General features: G+C 74.3%; 22 protein-coding genes. 12 read left to right on the top strand and 10 right to left on the bottom strand.

Annotation, left to right across the window (positions count from 1 at the left end; translation table 11 throughout):
- The first annotated feature begins 70 nt into the window (after nt 1-70).
- The 10 genes from ACIBG7_RS35705 to ACIBG7_RS35660 all read left to right on the top strand — a co-directional run bounded on the left by ACIBG7_RS35705 (nt 71) and on the right by ACIBG7_RS35660 (nt 11,503).
- Nucleotides 71-1,264, top strand: coding sequence for a hypothetical protein (locus tag ACIBG7_RS35705; protein ID WP_397339121.1), 1,194 nt, complete (start codon nt 71-73; stop codon nt 1,262-1,264).
- A 134-nt stretch (nt 1,265-1,398) separates the two neighbouring features.
- On the top strand, nt 1,399-1,854 hold the full coding sequence (gene lepB, locus ACIBG7_RS35700; protein ID WP_357934354.1) for a signal peptidase I: 456 nt from the start codon (nt 1,399-1,401) through the stop codon (nt 1,852-1,854).
- Between the two features lie 13 nt (nt 1,855-1,867).
- Nucleotides 1,868-4,864 carry an AfsR/SARP family transcriptional regulator gene (locus tag ACIBG7_RS35695; protein ID WP_397339120.1) on the top strand — a complete coding sequence of 999 codons (2,997 nt, stop codon included), beginning with the start codon at nt 1,868-1,870 and terminating at the stop codon, nt 4,862-4,864.
- Between the two features lie 26 nt (nt 4,865-4,890).
- Nucleotides 4,891-5,073 (top strand): hypothetical protein, encoded by a 183-nt coding sequence (locus ACIBG7_RS35690; RefSeq protein ID WP_357934348.1) that lies wholly within the window; start codon nt 4,891-4,893, stop codon nt 5,071-5,073.
- A gap of 61 nt (nt 5,074-5,134) precedes the next feature.
- On the top strand, nt 5,135-5,656 hold the full coding sequence (locus ACIBG7_RS35685; protein ID WP_397339119.1) for a MauE/DoxX family redox-associated membrane protein: 522 nt from the start codon (nt 5,135-5,137) through the stop codon (nt 5,654-5,656).
- 50 nt (nt 5,657-5,706) lie between these two features.
- A complete protein-coding gene (locus ACIBG7_RS35680; RefSeq protein WP_357934342.1) occupies nt 5,707-6,204 on the top strand; it encodes a hypothetical protein in 498 nt (165 codons plus the stop codon).
- Nucleotides 6,201-8,015 (top strand): ABC transporter ATP-binding protein, encoded by a 1,815-nt coding sequence (locus ACIBG7_RS35675; RefSeq protein WP_397339118.1) that lies wholly within the window; start codon nt 6,201-6,203, stop codon nt 8,013-8,015. The genes ACIBG7_RS35680 and ACIBG7_RS35675 overlap by 4 nt, the downstream gene beginning before the upstream one ends.
- A gap of 152 nt (nt 8,016-8,167) precedes the next feature.
- Nucleotides 8,168-8,992 (top strand): transporter substrate-binding domain-containing protein, encoded by an 825-nt coding sequence (locus ACIBG7_RS35670; protein WP_357934336.1) that lies wholly within the window; start codon nt 8,168-8,170, stop codon nt 8,990-8,992.
- Between the two features lie 76 nt (nt 8,993-9,068).
- Nucleotides 9,069-10,031, top strand: coding sequence for an MBL fold metallo-hydrolase (locus tag ACIBG7_RS35665; protein ID WP_397339117.1), 963 nt, complete (start codon nt 9,069-9,071; stop codon nt 10,029-10,031).
- Nucleotides 10,010-11,503 carry an FAD-dependent monooxygenase gene (locus tag ACIBG7_RS35660; protein ID WP_357934330.1) on the top strand — a complete coding sequence of 498 codons (1,494 nt, stop codon included), beginning with the start codon at nt 10,010-10,012 and terminating at the stop codon, nt 11,501-11,503. Before ACIBG7_RS35665 ends, ACIBG7_RS35660 begins: the two co-directional genes overlap by 22 nt.
- Before the next feature lie 140 nt (nt 11,504-11,643).
- On the opposite strand, the gene ACIBG7_RS35655 is transcribed toward ACIBG7_RS35660, so the two are convergent.
- A complete protein-coding gene (locus ACIBG7_RS35655) occupies nt 11,644-12,327 on the bottom strand; it encodes a spheroidene monooxygenase (RefSeq protein WP_397339116.1) in 684 nt (227 codons plus the stop codon).
- Between ACIBG7_RS35655 and ACIBG7_RS35650 the strand changes: the two genes are divergently transcribed.
- Nucleotides 12,320-12,904: a glycerol-3-phosphate acyltransferase gene (locus ACIBG7_RS35650; protein WP_357934326.1), complete on the top strand. Its 585-nt coding sequence runs from the start codon at nt 12,320-12,322 to the stop codon at nt 12,902-12,904. The genes ACIBG7_RS35655 and ACIBG7_RS35650 overlap by 8 nt on opposite strands.
- Here ACIBG7_RS35650 and ACIBG7_RS35645 read toward each other — a convergent pair.
- The 9 genes from ACIBG7_RS35645 to ACIBG7_RS35605 all read right to left on the bottom strand — a co-directional run bounded on the left by ACIBG7_RS35645 (nt 12,849) and on the right by ACIBG7_RS35605 (nt 22,751).
- Nucleotides 12,849-13,967: a glycosyltransferase gene (locus ACIBG7_RS35645; RefSeq protein ID WP_397339115.1), complete on the bottom strand. Its 1,119-nt coding sequence runs from the start codon at nt 13,965-13,967 to the stop codon at nt 12,849-12,851. The two genes, ACIBG7_RS35650 and ACIBG7_RS35645, sit on opposite strands and share 56 nt — an antisense overlap.
- Nucleotides 13,964-15,412, bottom strand: a complete 1,449-nt coding sequence (locus ACIBG7_RS35640) for a phytoene desaturase family protein (RefSeq protein ID WP_397339114.1) — start codon at nt 15,410-15,412, stop codon at nt 13,964-13,966. The genes ACIBG7_RS35645 and ACIBG7_RS35640 overlap by 4 nt, the downstream gene beginning before the upstream one ends.
- Entirely contained in the window at nt 15,400-16,137 is a 738-nt protein-coding gene (locus tag ACIBG7_RS35635; protein WP_397339113.1) for a carotenoid biosynthesis protein, read from the bottom strand. Before ACIBG7_RS35635 ends, ACIBG7_RS35640 begins: the two co-directional genes overlap by 13 nt.
- Nucleotides 16,134-17,045, bottom strand: a complete 912-nt coding sequence (plsX, locus tag ACIBG7_RS35630) for a phosphate acyltransferase PlsX (RefSeq protein ID WP_357934314.1) — start codon at nt 17,043-17,045, stop codon at nt 16,134-16,136. Before plsX ends, ACIBG7_RS35635 begins: the two co-directional genes overlap by 4 nt.
- Nucleotides 17,042-17,941, bottom strand: coding sequence for a phytoene/squalene synthase family protein (locus tag ACIBG7_RS35625; RefSeq protein ID WP_357934311.1), 900 nt, complete (start codon nt 17,939-17,941; stop codon nt 17,042-17,044). The genes plsX and ACIBG7_RS35625 overlap by 4 nt, the downstream gene beginning before the upstream one ends.
- Nucleotides 17,938-19,368: a phytoene desaturase family protein gene (locus ACIBG7_RS35620; protein WP_397339112.1), complete on the bottom strand. Its 1,431-nt coding sequence runs from the start codon at nt 19,366-19,368 to the stop codon at nt 17,938-17,940. The genes ACIBG7_RS35625 and ACIBG7_RS35620 overlap by 4 nt, the downstream gene beginning before the upstream one ends.
- Entirely contained in the window at nt 19,365-20,372 is a 1,008-nt protein-coding gene (locus tag ACIBG7_RS35615) for a polyprenyl synthetase family protein (RefSeq protein ID WP_397339111.1), read from the bottom strand. The genes ACIBG7_RS35620 and ACIBG7_RS35615 overlap by 4 nt, the downstream gene beginning before the upstream one ends.
- A gap of 253 nt (nt 20,373-20,625) precedes the next feature.
- Complete coding sequence (locus ACIBG7_RS35610; RefSeq protein ID WP_397339110.1) at nt 20,626-21,981, bottom strand: cellulose binding domain-containing protein; 1,356 nt, start codon at nt 21,979-21,981, stop codon at nt 20,626-20,628.
- Nucleotides 21,982-22,133: 152 nt separating this feature from the next.
- A complete protein-coding gene (locus tag ACIBG7_RS35605) occupies nt 22,134-22,751 on the bottom strand; it encodes a TetR/AcrR family transcriptional regulator (RefSeq protein ID WP_397339109.1) in 618 nt (205 codons plus the stop codon).
- Between the two features lie 201 nt (nt 22,752-22,952).
- Here ACIBG7_RS35605 and ACIBG7_RS35600 point away from each other — a divergent pair, with 201 nt between their 5' ends.
- A complete protein-coding gene (locus ACIBG7_RS35600; protein WP_397339107.1) occupies nt 22,953-23,909 on the top strand; it encodes an alpha/beta hydrolase in 957 nt (318 codons plus the stop codon).
- Nucleotides 23,910-23,911: the final 2 nt, after the last annotated feature.

Genomic DNA, 23,911 nt, shown 5'->3' with positions numbered 1-23,911 from the left:
GCGGCAACGGAATATGTGCCCGCCGGAACCTTCCGGCGACCGTCTCGGTAGGGAGGGGTGGGGGTGCGTGATGGAGGAGCCGCGCGGCGAGGTGCTGGAGAACGGCCGGCCGGGTCTGGGCCGGTGGGGGCGGGCCGGGGTGGTGGCCGCCGTGCTCGCGCTGGGCGCCGGCGCACTGACCTGGCCCCAGGCGGCCGACCCGGCACCACTCCCGGTGGCCGCCGCAGCCACCACCCCGCCATCCGGTACGGCAGGCAGGCCGTACCAGGCGGGGCTGACCGAAGACCGGCGGATCCGCCTGGGTCCGCCGGTCGAGGCCGAAGGGCGGCTGCCCCGGTTGCCCACGGCCCTGCCCGGCCGGCTGTCGCCGGACGGCGCGGTCCCGCTGGGCGAGGACCCGGTGGCCAGGGCGCTGCTGCTGATCCAGGAGACCCGGGAGGTTCAGACGACCGGGCCGGTGTTCGCGCTGGGTGACGACGGCCGGTTCCGCGAGCTCGACACCACCTCGTTGCGCCCCGTCGCCGACCGCCACGGCAACGTGCAGACGCTCCTGGACGACACCGCGCTGAGCCCCGACGGCAGACGGGCCGCCTTCGCGCAACGCGACGAGGTGGCCGTCCTCGACCTGACCACGGCAAGGCTCCACCGCTGGCGGCTCCCCGGCTACAACGAGGTCGTCTCGTGGCTGCCGGACTCGGCCACCCTGCTGGTCGAACAGGAGGAGCACGCCTACCTGCTCGACCTCACGACCGGCGAGGCACGGCGGCAGCCGTACCCGGGCTTCGGCACCGTCGCGGGCAGCCCCGGCCTGCACCGGCTGGCCGGAGCCGACCTGACCGCGTGGGACCGGGCGGGCCGGCGGCTGAGCCGTACGGTGGCCAGGCCGGTGGTCGGGGTGAGCCCGGCGTGGGCGAAGGCGGCGGGCCCGGAGTGGATGGGGCCGGGGTGGGCGCGTGGCGGCCGGATCGCTCGGGACGTGTTCGGCGCCGGGCAGCCGAGGCCCTACACCGACGTCTTCGAGGCCGAGGCGCTGGTGGTCCTGGACGCGGCCACCGGACGGCTGGACGCGGCGCTCGTGCACCAGGGCGTCGACCGGATGAAGGGCTGCTGCGGGGTGCTGGGCTGGTACGACGCCGGCACCGTGATGTTCACCAGCTCGTCGGCGGCGGCGCATCGGCTGCTGGCCTGGCGGGTGGGGACCGGGGAGGTGTTCCGGGTGACGGAGCTGCCGCTCGGGACCGTGGTGGCTCTCGGCCCGCTCTGACCCCGTCCCAGGCGCCCATAATGGGCGGCCCGTAAAGGTTGACAGAGGCGCACACCAAGGACGATTCTTCGCAGAAGATCTTGGTGTGACCGCACGACGAAAGCGCGGGAGCACGATGAGAACGCGGGAGCACGATGAAGCTGATCGCCGGTGCGTTGTTCGTTCTCGTGGCGGCGTCAGCGGGCGCCCTGTGGGCCCGCCGGCGCCTGCTGGTGGTGACCGTACGGGGCGCGAGCATGGCCCCGACGCTGAACGACGGTGACCGCGTCCTGGTGCGAAGGCGCCGGATCGACCAGGTGAACCGGGGCGACGTCGTGGTGCTGGAGCCCCCGGCGGGCCCGGCGGGGCAAGACATCCTCGAAGCACCGCCCGGCGACGACGGCCGCCGGTGGAACATCAAACGCGCGATCGCCCTGCCGGGCGACCCGGTGCCGCCGGGCGTCGCCGATCCGGCCGCCACGGTGCCCGCCGGCGCGCTGGTGGTCTACGGCGACAACCCCACCAGCCTCGACTCCCGCCAGCGCGGCTTCTTCCACGCCGACCACCTGTTCGGCGTGGCGCTGCGCCGGCTGGGCGGACCCCCGCTCTGACCGCCGGGCGAACGTGAGATTCCGGCTTCTCGGGCCGCTGCGGATCGAGGCCGACGGGCCGCCGGTCCGGATCACCGCGCCCAAGCAACGCACCATCCTCGGGCTGCTGCTGGCCCGGGCGGGACACGTCGTGCCCACCCGGTCCCTGGTCACGGAGGTGTGGGACCGGCCGCCGCGCTCGGCGGTGGCGAACCTGCGCACCTACCTGATGCAACTGCGCAAGCAGATCCCCTCCGTGGCCGAGCGGCTGACCACCTCGGGGGCCGGGTACCTGCTGCGGGTGGAGCCGCACGAGCTCGACCTCGTGCAGTTCGAGGCCCTGGCCGCGCACGGACGGCAGGCCCTCGCCCGGCGTGACCTGGCCGCCGCCGGGGCGGCCTTCGCCTCGGCGCTGGAGCTGTGGGACGGGACGGCGGCCGAGGACGTGCCGCTCGGTCCCACGCTGCGTGAGGTGGTCGCCCGGCTCACCACCGGCTACCTGGGCGTGGTGGAGCAGTACGCGGAGATCCAGCTCGCGCTGGGCGGGCACGCTGCGGTGGCCAAGCACCTGCGCGAGGTGCTGGGGCAGCATCCCCTGCACGAGCGGCTGTACGGGCAGCTCATGGTGGCGCTCTACCGGGGCGGGGACATGGCCGGGGCGCTGGAGGCGTTCGCGGCGGCCCGGCGGGTGCTGGCCGACGAGCTCGGCATCGACCCCGGGCCGGAGCTGGGGCGGTTGCAGCAGGCGATCCTGCGCCGCGACCCCAGCCTGCTCGCCACAGAACCACCCAGCCCGCCCGGCCCGCCCGGGAGAGCCATCGGAGGCTCCGCCGTACCCGCCGGGAAGGCCGCCGAGGCCGTGCACCCCGCCGGGACCGGTGAACCGGGTGGTCCCGGCGGGCGGCCCAGGCAACTGCCCAGGCCCCCGGCGGTGTTCGTGGGCCGCACGGCCGAGCTCGCCCTGCTCCGCGCCCTGGGCGACGACACCGGCGGGCCCCGGGTGCTGGCGCTGCACGGGCCAGGAGGGGTGGGCAAGTCGGCCCTCGCCCTGACCGCCGCGCACGCGGTCGCCGACCGGTTCCCCGACGGCCAGTTCTACGTCGACCTCCAGGGCGCCACCTCCGGCCTGACACCCTTACGGCCCGCGGAGGTGCTCGGGCGGTTCCTGCGCGCCCTGGACGTGCCGGCCGGCGAGGTCCCGGCCGGTCCGGCCGAGGCCGCCACCCGCTACCAGTCGCTGCTGGCCGACCGCCGCATCCTGGTCGTCCTCGACAACGCCGCCGACGCCGCCCAGGTGGCCCCGCTGCTGCCGGCCGGCCCCGGCTGCGCGGCGCTGGTCACCAGCCGGTCCGCGCTGACCACGATGGACGCCGTCCCGATCGCCGTCGGCCTGCTGGAGGAAGAGCAGGCCAGGGCGATGCTGGCCGCGCTGGCCGGACCCGAACGGGTGGCCGCGGAGCCGCGGGCGGCGGCCGAGATCGTCCGCTGGTGCGGCAACCACCCGCTGGCGCTGCGCATCGCCGGCGCGCGGCTGGCCGGGCGGCCCGACTGGTCGCTGGCCCGGTTCGGCGAGCGGCTCGGGAACCGGCAGCGGCGGCTCGACGAGCTCCAAGTGGCCGAGTTGCGGGTGCGCTCCTGCTTCGAGGTCAGCTACGGGCTGCTGTCGCGCACCGCCAAGACCCTGTTCCGCCTGCTCGGCGTCCTGGAGGTGCCCGAGGTCAGCGTCGAGCTGGCCGCCGCGCTCGCCGACGTCGGCCCGGGCCCGGCCGAGGCCGCGCTCGACGAGCTGGTCGAGGCGCGGCTGCTGGAGCCGGCCGCCGAAGGCCGCTTCCGCGGCCACGACCTGCTCCGGCTCTTCGCCGCCGAACTGGCCGAGGCCTACGACGCGCCGCAGGAGCGCGAGCAGGCGGTACGGCGCGCCCTCAACTGGTACCTCGGCCTGTGCCACCAGGCGCACGGCCTGCTGCAGCCGCACCTCGGCGCGGGAACGGCCGGCGACGGCTCCGGCGTGCTCCTGCGCGACCCGGCCGAGGCCGCGCGCTGGCTCGACACCGAGCTGCCCTGCCTGGTCGCCGCCGCCACGCAGGCCGCCAGGGGCGAGCCGGAACAGGCCCGCTTCGTCACCGAGCTGATGCGCCACGTCAAGGCCATGGCGATGAAGGGCGGCTACTGGCGGGAGCTGGAGGCCGTCGCCCGGCTGGCCATCGAGGTCGCGCGGCGCGACGGCGACCGCGCGGGGGAGGCGGTCACGCTCACCTCGCTGGGCCTGCTGGAGTGGCGGAGCGGCCAGGTCGAGGCGGCACGGACCCTGCTGCGGCGGGCCCTGGAGCTGCGCCAGGAGCTCGGCGACCCCGGCGAGGAGGGCCTGGCGCTGCACAACCTCGGCTGGCTGAGCATGCAGACCGGCGACCTGGACGCCGCGCTCGCGCACATGCGCGCCGGGCTGGCCCTGCTGGCCGGGCACGAGCGGCTGGGGCTGGTCACGCACAACGTGGGCGAGGTGCTGCTGCGGCTGGGCCGGGCCGCCGAGGCGGCGGCCACCTTCGGCCGCTGCCTCGCCCTGCGGCGCGCCGACGGCGACGTGTACGGCGAGAGCATCACCCTGGCCGCGCTGGGCCGCGCCCACGCCCTGCTCGACCAGCGCGTCCAGGCCCTGGCGACGCTGGAGCGGGCGCTGGCCCGCTGCCTGGAGACCGGCAACAAGGAGGACCAGTGGGAGGTCCTGCTCAGCCGCTCGGAGATCCTGCTGCGCCAGGGCGACCCGGCCGGGGCCGAGGCCGCCCTGCTGCCGGCCGTGGAGCTGAGCGCCCGCATCGGCGACGCGTACGGCGAGGCCGCCTGCACCCGGCAGCTCGCCCGCGCCCGCACCGTCCTGGGCGACCCGCGCGCCACGGCCGACGCCCGCCGCGCCGAGACGCTCTTCGCCGATCCGCGCCTGCGCCGCGACCCGGTGCTGGAACGCCTGGTCACCTCGGGTTATAGCGCCGATGTACGGCCTGCTGTATGCCCCGCTACTAGCGTTTCGGCCTGACCGCATCGGGACGAAAGGTTGAACCCATGAACGTGTTCAGCAGGCTCGGCGACCGGATCCTCGAAAGGCTCGTGCCCAAGGCGTCCGCCCAGGCGGCCGAGTGGTACGTGCACTGCTACTGCCGGGAGCGCTCCGGCTTCCGCAAGCTGTGCGGCAACTACGGCGGCCAGACGCTGTGCGGTGCCTGCTACGCCTACAAGATCTGCTAACCAGGCCGCGACCGGCCTGGCGGTGCCCCCTCGCCGCCAGGCCCTGCCCGGGGGTGACGAAATGACCTATCTCGTGCTCGCCTGCCAGGTGTTGCTCGCCGCGGTTTTCCTGATCGCGCTCGTGGGCAAGGTGCGCGGCCGTGCGGCCTACGCCGAGTTCGCCGCCTCGATCGGGGCGCTCGGGATCCTGCCGGGGCGCTGGTCCGGGCCGGCCGCCGCCGCTCTGGTCGTGGCGGAGGGGGTGGTGCTCGTCCTGCTGGTGGTGCCGCCTGCCGTACCGCTGGGGCTGCTGGGAGCGGTGGGCACGCTCGCGGTGCTGACCGGCGGCATCCTGGTCGCGCTGGGCCGGGGGGAGCGGGCGCCGTGCCGGTGCTTCGGGGCCTCGGCCACGCCGCTCGGCCGGCCGCACGTCATTCGCAACCTCTTCCTCATCGCCGTCGCCGGAACCGGGCTGGCCGCCTCGATCCCCGTGGACGCCGCCGCAGCGCACCCGGCCGGTGTCGCGCTCGCCGTCGCGGGCGCGGCCGTGGGCGCCGCGCTCGTGGTCCGGCTCGACGACCTGATCGCACTGTTCGCCGGATGAACCCGACAGGTCCTGATCGCCGTGTTCTTCGCCTGAAATGAGGTTGGCCGATGCCCTTCCTGATCGCCGCAGTCGTCTTCGTCGGCGTGTTGTGCCTGCTCAACCTGGTGCTGACCCTGGGCGTGCTGCGCCGGCTGCGTGAGCACACCGCCGAGCTGGAGCGCCTGGCCGGCCAGCGGATGTTCCTGCCGTACGACCCGGCCGTCCTGGTCGGGCGCTCGCTGCCGGAGGCGCTGACCGGGGCCCGGCTGGTGGGCTTCTTCGACGTGGACTGCAGCACGTGCCACGAGAAGGCACCGCGATTCGCCGCCGCGGCCAAGGACGAGCCGGCCCTGGCGATCGTCACCGGGAGCGCCTCGAAGGTCGGCGACCTGCTGGAGGTGGTGGGCGGCACGGCCGACGTGATCACCGGCGAGGACGCCGGGCTGATCGCGCACGCGCTCGGCGTGGAGGCCTTCCCGACCTTCCTGCGGGCCACCGCGGACGGCACGATCGAGGCCGCCGACACCGAACTGGCCGCCCTCGGCAGCCCGGCCACGGCTCCGTGACCCCGGGGCTCCGCCGCACCGCCATCCTGGCGGCGTTGTGCTGGCGGGCCGGCCCACTCCTGACGGTGGCCCAGCTCGTGGTCACCGTCGCGGCCGGGCTGCTGCCGATGGCGACCGTCTGGGCGACCAAGCTGCTCATCGACGCCCTGACCGAGGGCCGGCCGGAGGCCGTGCTCGGGCCGGTGGCCGGGCTGCTCGCGCTCGGGCTGGCCACCGGGGTGCTGCCGCACCTGACCGGCTACCTGCGGGCCGAGTCCGACCGGCGGCTGGACCTGCTGCTGCAGGACCGCCTGTACACGACGGTCAACGGGTTCCAGGGCTTGTCGCGCTTCGAGAACCCGGCCTTCCTCGACGAGCTGCGGATGGCCGCCCAGGCCACCGGCGGCGCGCTGGGCCCGATCACCTCCGGGGTGTTCGACCTGGGACGCAACCTCATCTCCCTGGCCGGGCTGCTCGGCGCGCTGGCGGTGCTGAGCCCGCTGATGGCGCTGCTGGTCGCGGTCGCGGCGGTGCCCACCCTGGTCGCCAGGATGTCGCTGGAGAAGCGGCGCGCCCAGATGATCGCCGGCCAGTCGGCCGCCGCCCGGCGGCAGATCTTCTACGCCTCGCTGATCACCGACGTCCAGGCGGCCAAGGAGGTGCGGCTGTTCGGGCTCGGCGACTTCCTGCGCGGGCGGGTGCTCGGCGAGCTGGCCGGCATGCAGGCCGGGGAGCGCCGGCTGGACCGCCGCGAGGCGCTCACCCAGTCGCTGCTCGCCGCCCTGTCGGCCGTGATCAGCGGCGCGGCCCTGCTCTGGGCGGTTTACTCGGCCCTGAACGGCCGGCTGACCCTCGGCGACGTGGCTGCCTTCGCCGGCGCGGTGGCCGGCACCCAGGCCGCGCTCATCGCGACGGTCGAGAACGCCGCCAACGCCCGGCACGCGCTGCTGCTGTTCGACCACCACGAGCGGGTGATGTCCCTGCCCGACGACCTGCCGCTGGCGGTCCGGCCGACCGCGCTGCCGGCGCTTCGCCGCGGCATCGAGCTGCGGGACGTGTGGTTCCGCTACGACGACAACCACCCGTGGGTACTGCGGGGCGTCGACCTGACCATCCCGCACGGCTCCTCCGTCGCCCTGGTCGGGCTGAACGGGGCGGGCAAGAGCACGCTGATCAAGCTGCTGTGCCGCTTCTACGACCCGACGCGGGGGAGCATCCGCTGGGACGGGGTGGACCTGCGCGACGTGCCGCCGGCCGAGCTGCGCGCCCGGCTGGGCGTGCTGTTCCAGGACTACATGAGCTACGACCTGACCGCCGCGGAGAACATCGCGATCGGCGAGCTCGCCGCCCTGTCCGACCACGACCGCATCCGCCGGGCCGCCGGGCTGGCGAACGCCCACGAGCTGGTGGAGGCGCTGCCGCGCGGTTACGACACGATGCTGAGCCGGATCTTCTTCGGCCCCGAGGACGAGGACGACCCCCAGGCCGGGGTGGTGCTCTCCGGCGGCCAGTGGCAGCGGCTGGCGCTGGCCCGCGCGCTCGTGCGCGAGCAGCGTGACCTGCTCATCCTCGACGAGCCCAGCTCGGGGCTGGACGCGCAGGCCGAGTACGAGGTGCACCGGCGGCTGCGCGAGCACCGGGCGGGACGCACCAGCCTGCTCGTCTCGCACCGCCTCAGCGCCGTCCGCGACGCGGACCTCATCGTGGTGCTGAGCGAGGGGCGGATCGCCGAGCAGGGCTCGCACCAGGAGCTCATGGCCGCCGCCGGGCGGTACGCCGGGTTGTTCGACACCCAGGCCCGGGGGTATCGCGAGGAGGCCGGGACGCACTGAGCCGGGCGAAGGATCAAGAAACGACATGATCTGCGAGAGCGGTCCGCCCTGGCCTGGACGCTCGTCCCCCGCTGCCCGCCACCGGGCCGGCCGGACGACTCCGGCACCGGTGGGATCTGGCGCGTGCGCTGAGCGCGATCCACACTCGAATCATGACCGGGCGCGGACGGCCGACGGCGGGACTGGCGTTGCTCTGCGTGCTCCTGCTGCTGGGCGCGTGCGGCGTCGCGCGGCAGGACTCGCTCGTGGACAAGGACGAGGTGGTCGTGGCCATCCGCTCCGACGTGCCGCTGATCAGCTTCCGCGGCCAGGACGGCGGCTACGACGGCTTCAACATCGACGTCGCCGAATACCTGATGGCCCGGCTCGGCAAGCGCATCCGCTGGCTGGAGATCAAGGCCGGTGACCAGCTAACCGTGCTCACCGACGGCCGAGCCGACGCGGTCTTCGCGCACATGTCGGTCACCCCCGAGCGCAAGCAGGTCATCGACTTCGCCGGGCCGTACCACGTGGACCTGCAGGACATCGCGGTACGGCCGGCCGACCGTGAGGCCGTCCGCGACGTGTACGACCTGGCCGGCCGGCGCATCTGCCTGGTGAAGGGCACCAACATCGCGCAACGCATCATCGACGAGCGCCGCGTCAAGGCCGTCCCGGTCGAGGCGCCCGACTACGACGCCTGCCTGCGGATGATCGCCGAGGGCGGCATCGACGCCATCTCCACCAACAGCCAGATCCTCGCCGGCCTGCTCACCCGGCCCGGCGTGGACCTGCACCTGGTCGGCTCGACCTTCAACGAGCAGCGCACCTCGATCGGCGTGCGCAAGGGCGACGTGGACGGCTGCGAGGAGCTCAACCGCGCGATCACCGCGATGTACCAGGACGGTACGGCCCGCCGCCTGCTGGAGAAGTGGTTCGGCGCCGCCGGCCTCGACCTGTCGGTGATCGCCGTCCCGCAGTTCGAGGGCTGCTCGTGAACCGCCGCGCGGAGCGCCCGGCAACGGGGTAAGGAGAGGTGGACACCTGCTGTCCACCGAGTCCTGGAGCCGGCCCATGCCCGTCAAGCCCTTCGCCTCCGCCGCCGACCTGGAGGCCAAGCGGGAGACCCTGGAGATCGTCGCCGACGGCGTCTACGCGCTGACCGCCGAGGGCGATCCGAACGTCGGCGCGATCGAGGGCGAGGACTTCCTGGTCTGCTTCGAGGCCCGGGCCACTCCCGTGGCCGCCCGCGAGTGGCTCACGCTGCTGCGGGAGCACACGGACAAGCCGGTGCGCTACCTGGTGCTGTCGCACTACCACGCGGTGCGCGTGCTGGGCGCCTCCGCCTTCGACGCCGGGGTGATCGTCGCGCACGAGAACACCAAGGCGCTGATCGCCGAGCGCGGCCTCCAGGACTGGGCCTCGGAGCTGGGCCGCATGCCGCGGCTGTTCAAGGAACCGGACTCGGTGCCGGGTCTGACCTGGCCCACCCTCACCTTCTCCGACCGGCTGGTCATCGACCTGGGCGGCGAGCGGGGCGAGCTCGTGCTGCAGCACTGCGGGCGCGGCCACACCGAGGGGGACATCGTGGCGTGGCTGCCCCGGCAGCGGGTGCTGTTCGCCGGCGATCTCGTCGAGGCGCAGGCCGCGCTGTACACCGGCGACGCCTTCCACCGGGAGTGGGCCGCCACGACGCTCGACCGGGTGGCGGCGCTGGAGGCCGATGCGCTGATCGGTGGCCGGGGCGCGGTGGCGCACGGGCGCGAGGCGGTGGCGGCGGCGATCGGCCAGACCCGGCACTTCCTGGAGGTGATGCTCGCGGAGGTCGGGGCGGTCCACGGCCGCGGCGGCACGCTGAAGGAGGCCTTCCAGGCCGCGCACGCCGCGCTCGAACCGCGTTACGGTCGCTGGCCGATCTTCGAGCACTGCCTGCCGTTCAACGTTTCACGCCTGTGGGACGAACTGGCCGGGATCGAGCGCCCGGTGATCTGGACCGCCGAGAGGGACCGAGAGGTATGGAACGCACTTCAGTCGTGATCGTCGGCGCCGGACCGGTCGGCGTCGCGCTCGCGTTGCTGCTGGCCCGGCAGCGGGTGCCCAGCGTGGTGCTCGACGCCCAGCCGTACCGCGACCCGGTCGGCTCCAAGGCGATCTGCTTCCAGCGCGACGTGCTGGACATCCTCGACCGGATCGGCGTCGCCGAGCAACTGGTCGCCGAAGGGGTGACCTGGACGACCGGGCGCACCTACTACCGCGAGCACGAGCTGTTCGCCGTCACCTTCCCCGACCCGGGCAAGAGCGTCTTCCCGCCGTGGATCAACGTCTCGCAGGCGCGGATGGAGGAGCTGCTGCTGGCGAAGGCCGCCACCGAGCCGCTGGTCGACGTGCGCTTCGGGCACCCGGTCATCGGCCTGCGCGAGGACGCCTCGGGAGTGGAGGTGGAGGCCGGTCGGGCGAGCGTGCGAGGCGAGTTCGTGGTCGGTGCGGACGGGGCGCACAGCATGGTCAGGCGCCTGGCCGGGATCGGCTTTCCGGGCCGCTCCTTCGAGGATCGGTTCCTCATCCGCGACATCAAGGCCGACCTGCCCTTCCCCAGCGAGCGGCGCTTCTTCTTCGACCCGCCGTGGAACCCCGGCCGGCAGGTCCTGGTCCACCAGTGCCCGGACTCGGTGTGGCGGATCGACTGGCAGGTGCCGCCCAGTTTCGACCTCGGCAGCGCGGACCTCGACGGCATGGTCCGGCAGATCACCGGGGACCGGCCGTACGAGGTCGTGTGGCAGACGCTCTACCGGTTCCATTCGCGCGTCGCCGATGCCTTCCGCAAGGGGAGGGTGTTCCTGGCCGGGGACGCCGCGCACGTGTTCGCGCCGTTCGGCGCCCGCGGGCTCAACTCCGGCCTGCAGGACGCCGAGAACCTGGCGTGGAAGCTCGCCCTCGGCGGCGAGGCGCTGCTGGACACCTATGCGGTGGAGCGGCGGGCCGCGGCGCTGGAGAATCTGCGGGTCACCGCGAACACGATGGAGTTCCTGGTGCCGCAGAGCCCGGAACAGTGGCAGTGGCGGCGCTCGGTGCTGGAGCAGGCGGTGACCGAGCCGGAGGCGCGCAAGCTGATCGACTCGGGCAAGCTGGCGGAGCCGTACTGGTACGTCGACTCCCCGCTGACCACCTTCGGCGGCCAGGTGCCGGGCGGGCCGGGAGTCGCGCGTCCGCCGGTGCCCGGCGTGCTGTGCCCCGACGCTCCGGTCGTGGTCGAGGGGAGCCGCACGAGACTGCGGCGCCTGTTCGGGACGGGTTTCGTGGTGCTGACCGCCCGTGCCGGGCACGTCCTGCCGGGAGTGACGGTGTACGGCCTGCCGGACATCGACGTCGAAGGCGTGGCGACCCGGGCCTTGCACGCGGGCGACGACAGCGTCCATCTCGTCCGCCCCGACGGGCACCTGGCCGCGGTGCTCGACACCTTCGATGAGGAAGCGGTACGGCGAGCACTGCGGCGGGCCTCCGGCGGCTGAAGACCGGCGGTGCCGATAGGGATGCATCCGATCGGGCGCCCGCCACGAAAGCAGGGCCAGATGCCGTCGCCGGGTCTGGATGGGGAGGCGCGATGGGAAGGCCGGGGGAGACCGCCTCCCGCGAACCGGGGCGGGGAGCGTCAGCCCGTCAGGGGGTCGGCGCCGTCCCAGGTGCCCTCGCTGCTGTAGGGGCGGAACCGGGCGAACAGCTCCTCGCTGTACCAGTTCCCGGCCCGCGTGCGCTCGATCACCTGCCGGTGCTCCCGGGCGGCGTAAGCGAAGCGGTTGGCGGCGTCCCGGTCGCGCCAGAGCGAGAAGGTCGCCTGGCGGGCCACCGGCCACTCACCGACGGCGACCGAGGCCAGCAGGCCCTCCTGCGCGCCCAGCGAGGCGTCGACGGCGGGCACCGAGCGGTAGAACGCCACCAGCCGCGCCGGCCGGATGGCGGCCCTGGTCAGGACGGCCAGCGGTCCGGCTTCAAGAACACCCACTTGGCCCGGGAAGGGGTCGATACCGCCCCATCGGCCCCGCGAGGCGAGCGGCGCCAGGCGCACGTGCCAGCTCTCCACCGCTTCGGCCCGCCAGCGGGCCGCGATCGGCGAGCCGGCCAGGAACGCGTCGAGATCCGCCTCCCGCCGCCACACCGCGAGCAGCGCCCAGCGCCGCAGGTCGGCCCCGAGGGTCATGGCCCGCCCCCGGCCGGTGCCGAGCAGCCGCCAGAACGTCAGCCCGGTCGTGCGCCGCAGGACCGGCCGGTCGAAAGCCATGTAACGCATCGCGCCCGCGGTGCCGTACCTGATGAGGTGGAAAGAAGCGATGCTCACCGAAATCCTGCCGGTCGTCGTGTCGGTCATCGTCGGCTACCTTCTCGGCTCGGTGCCGGTCGCGGTGCTGGTCGCGCGGCGGCACGGGTTCGACCCGCGCGGCGTCGGCGATCGCAATCCCGGGTTCTGGAACGTGAAGGAGCGGCTGGGGTGGAAGGCCGCCGCGCCGGTGTTCGCCGGTGACCTGCTCAAGGGCACGGCGGCCGGCCTGGCCGCGCTGGCCGTGTCCTCGGCGGCGGACGGCCCGCGCCTGGTCTGCCTGTACGCGGCGGTGGCGGCGGCCATGATCGGACACGCCTGGCCGGTGTTCGCGCGCTTCCGTGGCGGGCGGTCGATTCTGACGTTCGCCGGGGGGATGGCGGTGATCAGCCCGCCGGCCTTCGCGCTGGCCCTGGTCGCGCTGGTGGCGGTGGCGCTGGTGACCAGGTCGTTCGCCATCGGGGCCCGGGTGGGGGTGTTCGGGCTGCCGGTGCTGCAACTGCTGTTCGACCCCGCTCTGCAGGTGGCGGCCACGGGTGCGCTCATGTGCCTGATCGGGTTGCGGTTCGGGCAGGCTGCGCTGGCCTCGCGGGCGTGAGATACGTGCGGCCCCGCCAGGTCCGCGTCGGACGGAACGTCGCCTGCGTCAGCCGTACCGCGGAGGCCACGTCCAGCAGGGGCGACAGGGCCAGGCCCAGTCCCGGCCGGTCGTAGCTGCGGCGGAAGGCCGCGGTCAGCAGCCAGCGCTGGAGCAGCAGGCCCAGATCCAGCGGCGTCGGCCGGCCCAGCAGCAGCCGGAGCGAGGGCAGCCCCATCGTCAGCCAGACGACGGCCAGGTCGGCCGCCTGCCACCCGCGAGAGGTCACGTCGGAGAGCGGCAGCGATCGTCCCCACTCCCGCCAGACCTCGGCCACCGAGTCGTGCATGTCGACTTCCAGCAGGTCGGCCGCGTCGAGGAAGCCCACCCGCCAGCCGCGCCCGGCCAGGTGGCGGGCGAGGGCCACGTCGTCGGTCATGGCGCTCCTGACGGCGGCGAAACCGTCGGCGGCCAGCATCCGGTCGCGGCGGAAGGCGGTGCACTGGCCGTTGGCGAGGGTGCGGTGCGGCGGTGGCACGGTGCGCGTGCTCGACGGGCCGAAGCGGTAGACCAGGGTGGCCAGCATCGAGGCGTGCAGGGCCTGCTCGGCGCCGCTGCCGCAGTCGAAGCGGGGAGCCGCGGTCACCAGGTCGTGGCCGGACAGGGCGGCGGCCATCGCCCCCACCAGGCCGGGCACGGGCCGGGTGTCGGCGTCGAGCGTCACGACGATGGGGTGGGTGGCCGCCGCGACGCCCTGGCGCAGGGCCCACTGCTTGCCCACCCAGCCCGGTGGCAGCGGGTCCGCGGCGATCACGCGGGCGCCGAGTGCGGCGGCGAGCTCGGCGGTGGCGTCGCGGGAGGCGTCGTCGATCACGATCACCTCGGCGGCGGCCGGGTCGGTGAGCACCGCCCGCAGGCAGGGGGCGAGCCTGGCCTCCTCGTCCCGCGCCGGGATGACCACAGAGACGCGAGGGCCGTCATCCGCCGGTGCTGGTCGCAGGGGCGGCGGGCGGTGGCGACCACGGGCGAGGCGGGCCGCGACCACCGCGGCGGCGGCCGCCTGAGCGAGCGTCAGCACCTTCATGACCGCACCTTCCGCTCGGCCGGGAAGTCCTGGCCGACCAGTCCGGCCACGATGTGCGCGCCCAAGGTCACCATCGGCAGCCCGCCCCCGGGATGCGCCGAGCCGCCGACCAGGTACAGGCCGCGGCGTGGCCCCCGGTTGCCGGGCCGGCGCAGCGAGGCCAGCCGGCCGTGGGTGGCCGAGCCGTAGATCGCGCCGCCCCACGAGCCGTACCGCTCGCGAAGGTCGGCCGGCGTGAACAGGTCCACGAACCGCAACCGTCCCGCCAGGTCGTGGCCGCGCGCGGCCAGGCGTTCCAGCACCACGTCCCGGTAGGACTCGGGGCTCAGCGGCCAGCGGGCGGGATCGCGCGCGGGGACGTTGACCAGCATCACCCAGTTCTCCGCCCCCGGCGGCGCCTGGGACGGATCGTCGACCGCGGAGCAGCCGACGTAGACGGTCGGGTCGAGGGGCGGCCGGCCGCGGTCGAAGAGGTCGCCGAACTCGGCCGCGTAGTCGGCGGAGAAGATCACGGAGTGGTGCGGCAGCCCGGGCGTGCGGCCTTCCACCCCGGCGAGGAGAAGCAACGCCGAGGAGGAGCGGCCCAGCCGGGCCTCGGCGCGCAGTCGCCGCCGGTGCGGCAGCAGGCGCCCGTACAACTCGGCGCTGTCGGTGTTGGCCACCACGACCTCGGCCGACGCCTGCTCGCCCGACTCCAGCCGGACCCCGGTGACGCGCTCGCCGTCGGCGAGCACCCGCTCGACGCCCACGCCGGTGCTGACCTCGACGCCGGCCTCGGTCAGGAGCAGCGCCAGCTCGTCGGCCAGCCGCGCCAGCCCGCCCGGCACGTACCAGCCGCCCTGGCCGTGCTCCAGGGCCGGGATGCAGCCGAGCGCGGCCGGGGCCAGGTACGGGGAGGACCCGGCGTAGGTGGCGTAACGCCCCACGTACTGGCGCAGCCGTGGATCGGTGAAGAAGTGCCGGGCCAGCCCGTCCAGGGTCCGCGCCGGGGACACGGCGAGCAGGTCGGACAGGCGGGCCTCCTCCGGCCGCCGCAGCGGCGGGCCCGCGAAGACCGTCCGCTCGGCGGCCCGCAGGCAGCCCTCGGCCCAGCGGTGGAACGCGCGCCAGGCGGTGCCCTGGCCGGGGGAGAAGGACTCCACCGCCCGTGCCATGCGCTCGGGGTCACGGCTCGTCGTGAGCCGCGTGCCGTCGGCGAACCGGTAGCGGCACAGCTCGGCGGGCTCGACGAACTCCTGGCGCAGTCCCAGCCGCCGGAACAGGTGCGGCATGGTCAGCAGGGACGGCCCGAGCGAGAAGGTGAACCCGTCGCGCCGGTGCTCGGCCAGCTTGCCGCCGAGCCGTTCATGCCGCTCGATCAGGCGTACCTCGTGCCCCTGCCGGGCCAGCAGCAGCGCCGCCGCCATGCCGCCCATGCCGCCGCCGATCACGATCACTTCTGCCACGCGGGGCTCCTGTTCGGGTCGCGCATCCGGATCCAGGCGGCCGTGGCCAGGCCGCCCATGGCCAGGCCGCCGGTCACGGCGACCAGGGGGTCGGTGGGCCGGAAGACCGCCGCGAAGGCGACGGTCTCCATCACCGCCATGGCCGTGTACAGCGTCACCAGCGCCCGCCCGGGCGTCGGCAGCAGGCGCTCGAACAGCAGCATGAGCAGCGCGGAGACGAGCAGCCACCCGGCGAAGTTGGTCAGGGGCACGTCCCGGTAGGGGCCGGGGTGTTCCCAGACCCACAGGCCCATGCGCAGCATCTGGGGATCCAGGAACAGGTCCCAGGCCGTCAGGGCCACCGCCCCGGCCGCGATCCGCCGCCAGCCCGGGGCCGCGATCGCGGCGGCCACCGCGTGCGCGGCCAGGCCCATGCCGCCCCAGGCGAGTGCCACCGCCACCGGTACCCCGGCGACCTGCGGCTGCAGGAGGCCGGTGTAGTGGTAGGCGCCGAACGGGAAGCCGGTGGTGACCCCGACCAGCTCGGCCATGTATCCGACGGCGACGGCTCCGGCCAGCGCGGCCACCGCCCGGCGCGGGCCCGCCGTCGCGGCGGCGAAGCAGGTGGCGCACGTCGCCAGCGCCACCACGATCGCGGTGGTGTAGGCGGCGGGCCGCTCGCTGAGGCCGGAGACCACCTGCAGAGTGACCATGGCCGCGAGGAACGCCGTGCCCAGCTTGGTCATGAGGCCGCCGTCCCGGCCACGACGCAGGCCCGGGCGATCGTGGCCGCCGAGGAGGAGCCGTGGGCGACGATCACCGGTCCGCGCAGGCCGAGCAGCGCCGCGCCGCCGTGCGTCTCGGGGTCGTAGCGGCGGGCGACCTCGCGCAGCGCTCCCGGCGCGGCGATCCCGGCCTGCGCCACCATCGCCAGGGTGGTGCGCACGCAGCCCTCGATGTTCTTCAGCACGACGTTGCCGGTGAAGCCGTCGGCGACCAGCACCTCGACCTGCCCGGAGAGCACGTCGGAGCCTTCGACGGGCCCGGCGAAGCGGATCGGCGCCTGCTCCAGCAACTGCTCGGCCTGCCGGGTGAGCCGGTTGCCCTTGCCCCGCTCCGCCCCGATCGACAGCAGTCCGACCAGCGGGTCGGCGACCGCGAGCACCGAGCGGGCGTAGCCGGAGCCGAGTTCGGCGAACTGGGCCAGCATGGCGGCGGTGGGATCGGCGGTGGCGCCCGCGTCGACCAGTACGGTCGCCCCGCCGTCGAGGGTGGGCAGCGCCACGGCCAGCGCCGGGCGCAGGACGCCGTCGGCCCGGCCGATGCGCCGCACCGCGCAGGCCACGATGGCGCCGGTCGAGCCGGCCGACACCAGGGCCGCGCCGCCCTGCCGTACCAGATCGCAGCCGACAGCGAGGCTGGAGTGGGAATTCAGCGCGGCCCCAGGGCCCCGCTCGGTCATCGGGACCGCCTCCGGCGCGTGCACGATCTCCAGCTCGCCGCCCTGCCGGTCCAGTTCCTTGCGCAGCTCCGGCTCGCGTCCGGCCAGGATCACGGCCACGCCGTGCTCGCGGTGCGCCAGGAGGGCTCCGGCGACGGTCTCGGCCGGGCCGAGGTCGCCGCCCATGGCGTCGAGGACGACCCGCCTGCTCACAGCACCTCCACGCGGACGCGGCGCTCGGCCCGGCCCGCGGTGGCCGAGGCGGCCAGGTGCCGGGTGAAGACGGCGAGTCTGCGGCGGACCGGCACGCGGGCCCGGCCGGCGAGCACCTCGTGGCCGGACTGCTCGATCACGGTCAGGATGTCCCCGTACAGCTCGAACGCCGCCCTGATGCACGGCCTCGACGAGGGCACCAGCAGCTCGATCCCCGCCCGCGCGGCGGCGTAGTGCTCACGGGCGCGGGCCGTCTCGAAGGCGACCAGGTTCCGTACGGCGGAGCCGGACCGCGGCCGGCGCAGCTCGTCCTCCTCGACACCGAAGGCGGCCAGGTCCTCCTGAGGCAGGTAGATCCGGCCACGCGCCAGGTCCTCGGCGATGTCGCGGATGAAGTTGGTGAGCTGGAAGGCCAGCCCGAGCTGGCGCGCGGGCTCGCGGGCCGCCGTCTCGGCGCCGGGTTCGGCCTCCAGCACGGGCAGCATCATGGTGCCGATAACCGCGGCCGAGCCCTCCATGTAGCCGAGCAGGTCGTCGTAGGTGCGGTAGCGCGTCACCGACAGATCGGCCGTCATCGCCGCCAGGAAGGCGGTGACGTCGCCGCGATCGATGCCGAAGGAGCGCACGGTGTGCGCGAAGGCGGGCAGCACCGGGTCGGTCACCGGCCGGCCGGCCAGCGCCTCGGCGGTGTCGTCCGCCAGGGCGCACAGCGCCTGCGCCCGGTCGCCGGTGGCGGTGAAGGAGTCGACGATCTCGTCGGCGTAGCGGGCGAAGCCGTACAGCGCGTGCACGTGCCGGCGTTTCCAGGCCGGCAGCAGCCGCGTGGCCAGGTAGTAGGAGCGCCCGTAGGCGGCGTGCAGCCTGCGGCAGCGTTCGTAGCTCGCGGTCAGGGTCATGGCGTCTCTCTCAGGATGCGGCGGGCGGCCAGGCGGCCGGAGACGAGCACCGGCGGCACGCCCACGCCGGGGGCGGTGTGCATGCCGGCGAAGTGCAGGCCGGGCACGCGGGAGGCGGCCGAGGGACGGAACCAGGCGGTCTGGGCGAAGCGGTGGTCGAGGGCGAAGGGGGTGCCCGCGGTGTGGCCGAGCCGGTGCCAGGCGGGCGGGTCGAACACCAGCCGGGGCGCGCCCGACAGGTCGCCGTAGCCGAGCGCCTCCAGCCGGCCCAGCAGCCGCTCCTCCAGCCGGGGCCGCAGCTTCCGCCAGTCGGCGTCGATCAGGTTGGGGGCGGGTTCGAGCACGCTCAGCTTCGGCCGGTCGTCGTCCGGGCAGGTGAGCAGGATGCTGGGGTCGGGCTGGGGCTGCCCGCGCTCCAGCGCGGTGAAGGTGCTCGCCCAGGCGTGGCCGAAGTGCAGCGTGTGATGGGCCTGACCGGGCGGGCGGCGGTCGAGCGCGAGGTGCAGCACCAGGCAGGAGGGGGAGAAGCGGGGCCGGCGCGTCCGCCAGTCGGCGCTCTGGCCGGGCAGGATCGAGCGGGCGGCGAACCGGTCGCCGGCCATGACGACGTGCGAGGCGGGCAGGTGCCGCCCGGTGTCCAGGCGCACGCCGGAGACGCCGGAGACGCCGGTCGTCACCTGTACGGCACGCGTGCCGTACAGGATGGGGACCTGCAGCTTCTCCAGCAGCGCCGCCAGCGCGGCGGGTACGGCCCGCATGCCGCCGGAGCGGGGGAAGTAGACCCCGCCGACGGTGTCCATGTGCGCGATGACGGCGTAGATGCCCAAGGCCCGCTGCGGCGACAGCCCGGCGTACAGCGCCTGGAAGGTGTGCGCCCTGATGAGCCGCTCGTCGGTCAGGTGGGCGGCGGCCAGCCGGTCCAGGCGGCGGAACCCGCCCATCGCGGCCAGTTTGAGCAGGGCCGCCGGCCGGGCCAGCGCGCGCAGCCGGGTCATGTCGGCGTCGATGAAGACCGGCCACTCGGCCCGGAACATGCGCTCCAGCAGGTCGCGGTAGCGCAGGTAGCGCCGCGCCTCGGCGGGCCCGCACAGGGCGCGCACCTGCCCGGCCATCGCCTCGCGCTCCGGCACCACGTCCAGGCGCGAGCCGTCGGCGAAGGCCAGCCGGTAGGACGGGTCCAGCCGGCGCAGGGGCAGCCAGCTCTCCATGTCCTCGCCGGCCGCGCCGAAGACCTCGGCCAGCAGGCCCGGCATGGTGAGCACCGACGGCCCGACGTCGAACCGGTGGGAGCCGAGCGTGGCCACCGCGCAGCAGCCGCCCGGCTCGTCGCGCGCCTCGACCACGACCACCTCGCGGCCCGCCGCGGCCAGGTGCACCGCCGCCGAGAGCCCGGCCAGTCCCGCTCCGATGACGACGACCGGCTTCACCGCTCCCTCCTCGCCGCCCGCACGGCCAGGTCGGCCAGCGCCTCGACGGCGTCGGGCGGCAGGCCCGGCGGCCGTTCCAGCGCACGGAGCCCGTGCTCGACCAGCGTGTCGATGCGTGCTTCCACCTCCTCCAGCGCGCCGCAGGACCGGATGAACGCCCGCGCCCGGCCCAGGTCGTTCCCGGCGGTCTCCAGCAGCAGTTCGCCGTCGGCGTCCGCGCGTTCCCTGGCCAGTTCCAGCAGCATGCTGTTGCGGTGGAGCCGCAGGTCCCCGCCGGCGGGCTTGCCGGTCACGGCCGGGTCGCCGAAGACGTCGAGGATGTCGTCGCGCAACTGGAAGGCCTCCCCGACCGGCAGCGCGTACTCCGAGAGCAGGCGCCGGGTGCGCTCGTCGCCCGCGGCCAGCGCGTGCCCCAGGTGCAGCGGGCGTTCGACGGTGTACTTGGCCGACTTGTACCTGGCCACCGTGCGCGGGGCGGCGGTGCCGGTCAGGTCGAGGTACTGCCCGCCGACCGCCTCCACCCGCAGCAGGGTGAGCACCTCCAGCGCCGGCCCCAGCCGCGGCCCGACCTCCAGCAGGGCGGCGTCGGCCCAGGTCAGCGCCAGCATGCCGAGCAACGTCGCCGCGGACTCGCCGAAGCGGGCATCGCCGTGCCGCGCGAGCGTCAGATGCGCCGCCGGCCGGCCCCGCCGCAGCTCCGCCTGGTCCATCACGTCGTCGAGCAGGAGCGCCGCGGTGTGCACCAGTTCCACGGCGCAGCCGGCGGCCACCACGGTCTCCAGGTCCTCGTCCCGGCCGCCGGCGGCACGGTGACCCCAGTACACGAACATCGGGCGCAGCCGTTTGCCGCTGTCGCCCAGAAACGGCGCGAGCGCCTCCCGCAGGACCGCCACGTGCTCGTCGCCGACGAATCCGAGCTCGTCGAGCCGCTGTGCGGCGAACGTGTCCAGCTTGGCGTCGACCAGGGTGCGCACGTGATCGGCGGGCGCGGTCGCAACGGTCATGCGCTGACTCCTCAGGGCTGTGGCGGTGGGGATGCCGGGGGGCGCCCTGCGGCGAACACATCCGCACTGCCGATGCTCAGCTTGCTCAACGAGTCTTCGCGGCCATCCCGGCCGCGGTTGCGCATGACACCGATGAATTGTTCAGAACTTACTCATCCCCAGGTCAGGGCAGGGCCGTCCGGAGAGGGACTCACCGCGCGGTGCGAACCGGGCGCCAGTCACCTCCCGGACGGCCGAGGCCTCGGGACGCTCCCTAGGGGTTGGGGACGGTGTCGACGAAGGCGGTCGACGAGGCGCGGTAGGCGGCGACGCGGCTCAGCACCTCGGCGGGCGCGACGACCTCGTTCTGCGCGTGGTAGACCCAGTCGACCTGCTGCCGGTAGGCGCGCGGCGTGGTCGAGCCCTGCAGGTCGATGAACCACTGGTTGAACATGATCCACATGGGCGTCTCGGGATAGTAGATGCCGCCGTGCTCACCGAACAGGCGGCCGTCGAGGTAGTAGCGGATCGTGCCGCCCGACACCTGGATCACCAGGTCGTGCCAGCCCGCGAAGCTGACCCGCTCGGCGGTGTGGGTGTTGACGGCCTGCCACGGGTCGGCCTGGTAGGTCTCCCAGCTCGTGGCGTACATGATGGCCGAGGGCTCGCCCCAGCCGCCGTTGGGCAGGTACTCGAAGTCCAGCTCGCCGTAGTTCGGGTCCATGTTCTGCTGCAGCGGGGTGATCGTGAAGAAGGTCTGCACGATGTGCTCGCCGTCGGGGCCGCTCACCGGGGCGTCGCTGAAGTTCACCCGGGCGGCGTAGGTGCCCTCGAAGAACTTGCGGTTGCTGGTCGACAGCTCCGTCTGCACCGTGCCAGAACCGGTGCCGTTGGTCGACGACTCCAGTTGGAGCAGGCCGTTCGGGAAGGTGACGCCCGCGGGCGACCAGGTCGCGCCGGGCACGCCGGGACCGCCCGAGCTGGAGCGGACCGTCCAGCCGCGCTGGGCCAGGCGGGGGTCGCCGGAACCGGTGTAGCTGAAGTCGTCGAACAGCTTGCCGCCGCCGGGGTTGCCGGTCGGCGTGACGGTCGGGCTGGGTGACGGCGAGCCGCCGGTCGGCGGGACGCCCCAGACCAGCGAGCCGCCCTGGAAGACGGCGGCCTTGGTCCAGTCGGCGTAGGCGGTCTGGACGCCGAAGGAGTGGTCGTCGCTCTGCGTGAAGGTCTGCCAGTCGGCGCGGTAGAAGCGCAGTTGCAGGTCACCGGTGTTCGCGCCGGGGGCCAGCGAGCCGGAGGTGAAGCCCACCTCCAGGTACTGCCGGCCGCCCGTCAGCGGGACGAAGGTCCCGGTCACCGTGGAGCAGCCGACGACCGCCCAGGAGCAGGCGAAGCGGTAGCTCTCGCTGCCCGTCAGGTAGTAGCGGATCTTGACCTGGCTGAGCGGGACCGGGCTCGACCCGTCGTTGACGAGCTTGAACCACGGCTCGGCCTGTGCGGTGGTGGCCCCGGTCGAGCTGTTCTTGTACTGCAGGCGCAGCCCGGGCGCTGCCGCCGCGCTGGCCTGCGCGACGCCGAACAGCGCCAGGGGCAGGGCTAAGGCGAGGATGATCTTCATGGGGTGGCGGAACAAGATGTTTCTCCTTCTCGATGGACCCCCGGGGCAGTGCGGGACACCCCCTTAGTGTGAAAATTATGCTCAGTGCATGGGGGTTGCAAGAGGTTGGGTGATAATTATTGATGTCAGACGCCGATGGAGTGTCGGCGGAAATAATTATCGAAACGTCAGGGGTAGTCGCCCGGCAGGCCCAGCCCGCGGTGGATCGTCCGGTGCAGGTGCAGCCGGAAGCGCTGGGCGCTGCGCGGGTCGGCGAAGCCGGAGCGGTTGCCGTGCTCGCGCGGCACCCCGCCCTGGCCGAAGCCGTGCACCATCCACATCAGCGTGTGCCAGGTGTACTCCAGATCGGCGTCCGCGCGGATGAACCCGCGTTCCTGCGCCGGGCCGAGGATGCCGAGCGCGGCGCTGTAGAGCGGTTCGGCGTAGCGGCGCTCCAGCTCGGTGAGGTCGGTCGCGTCCGACAGCCACCGGTGCAGCCACAACGCCAGCACCTCGGGATGCTCGGCGGCGAAGTCGAGGTAGCCGTCGATCAGGTGGTGGATCCCGCGCACGCAGCCTTCCTGGGTGTCGCAGGACACCTGCTCCAGGCACGCGGCGAACGCCGCCTGCTCGGCCTGGAAGCCGCGCTCCATGACGGCGAGGTAGAGCTCCTGCTTGCCGCCGAACTCGCGGCGCAGGTCCTCGGCCGTCCGGCCGCTGGCATCGGCGACCTGCTCCAGCGAGGTCGCGTCGTAGCCCATCGCCGCGAACAGCCGGGTCGCGGCCTCGATGACCTGTGGGTCCATGGTGCCGACCCTACGCAAGGGCGATCAAGCGGCCGGTAAGGACGCCGTCAAGGGTGGGACGGGGTTCGTGGGAGCACGCTCCCAGCCCGGCGGCTCGCCGTACTCCCCGAGAGCTACGCGCGGAGGGGCCGTGATGAGGAGGTGACGGGCCGAGCCCGCTGAGAGCCTGATCTCCGAGGGCTGACCAGGGGAGGCAGACGCATGGGAGCGGTTCCGAAGCGGTCGCGGAGGGTGCGGAGACTCGCCGGACGGGCCGCGCTCGTGCTGCTCCTCCTGGCCGCGGGCGGGTTCGCCGCCGAGACGATCGCCAGGACGGGCGACGCCGCCGGGCACGCGCCGCCCGGCCGGCTGGTGGACGTGGGCGGGCACCGGCTGCACCTGCACTGCGTCGGCACGGGCGGCCCGACCGTGGTGTTCGAGGCCGGTTGGGGCGAGTCGGCGGCGAACTGGGCCGGCGTGCAGGCCAGTATCGCGGCCGGGATCGGCGGCCGGTCGATGCGGGCCTGCGCCTACGACCGCGCCGGCTACGCCTGGAGCGAGCCCGGGCCCGGCCCGAGGGACGCCGCCCGAGCCGCGGACGAGCTGCGGGTGCTGCTGGAGCGCGGCGGCGAACGCGGCCCGTTCGTGTTCGCCGCGCACTCCTACGGCGGGCACGTCGTCCGGCTGTTCGCGCACCGGCACCCCGAGCGCGTGGCCGGGCTGGTGCTGGTGGACGTCTCCGACGCCTCGGACCACGCCGACGGCCCCGGCCGGGTGGCCGTTCCGCTGATGGTGGCGCAGACGACGGTGTACCAGTTCGCCGCCTGCGTCGGGCTGGTACGGCTGGCCGGCGCGGCGATGACGCCCGAAGGCTCACCCGGCCTGGCCAGGCGGCACGCCGCCGTCGTCTACGGCTCCGGGTCGATGAGCGCCGCCCGGGACGAGGCGCTGGCGTTCCCCACGAGCACCGAGCAGGTCCGAGCCGCCGAACGGCCCGGCGCCTGGAGGCGGCTGCCCGTCACGGTGATCAGTCCCGCCGGCGGGGATCCGCTCGGCACGCACCGCGACCTGGCCGGGCGCTCCGCCCAGGGCAGGCACGTGCTGGCCGGGACCGGCGACCACTACGTCCACCTGCGGGAGCCGCACCTGGTGGCGGAGGCGATCGCCGCGGTGGCCTGAGG

This window comes from Nonomuraea sp. NPDC050328, assembly GCF_044459405.1.
Lineage (GTDB): Bacteria > Actinomycetota > Actinomycetes > Streptosporangiales > Streptosporangiaceae > Nonomuraea.
The sequence above is the reverse complement of the archived record's forward strand: the minus strand, read 5'-3'. Positions and strand labels throughout refer to the sequence as shown.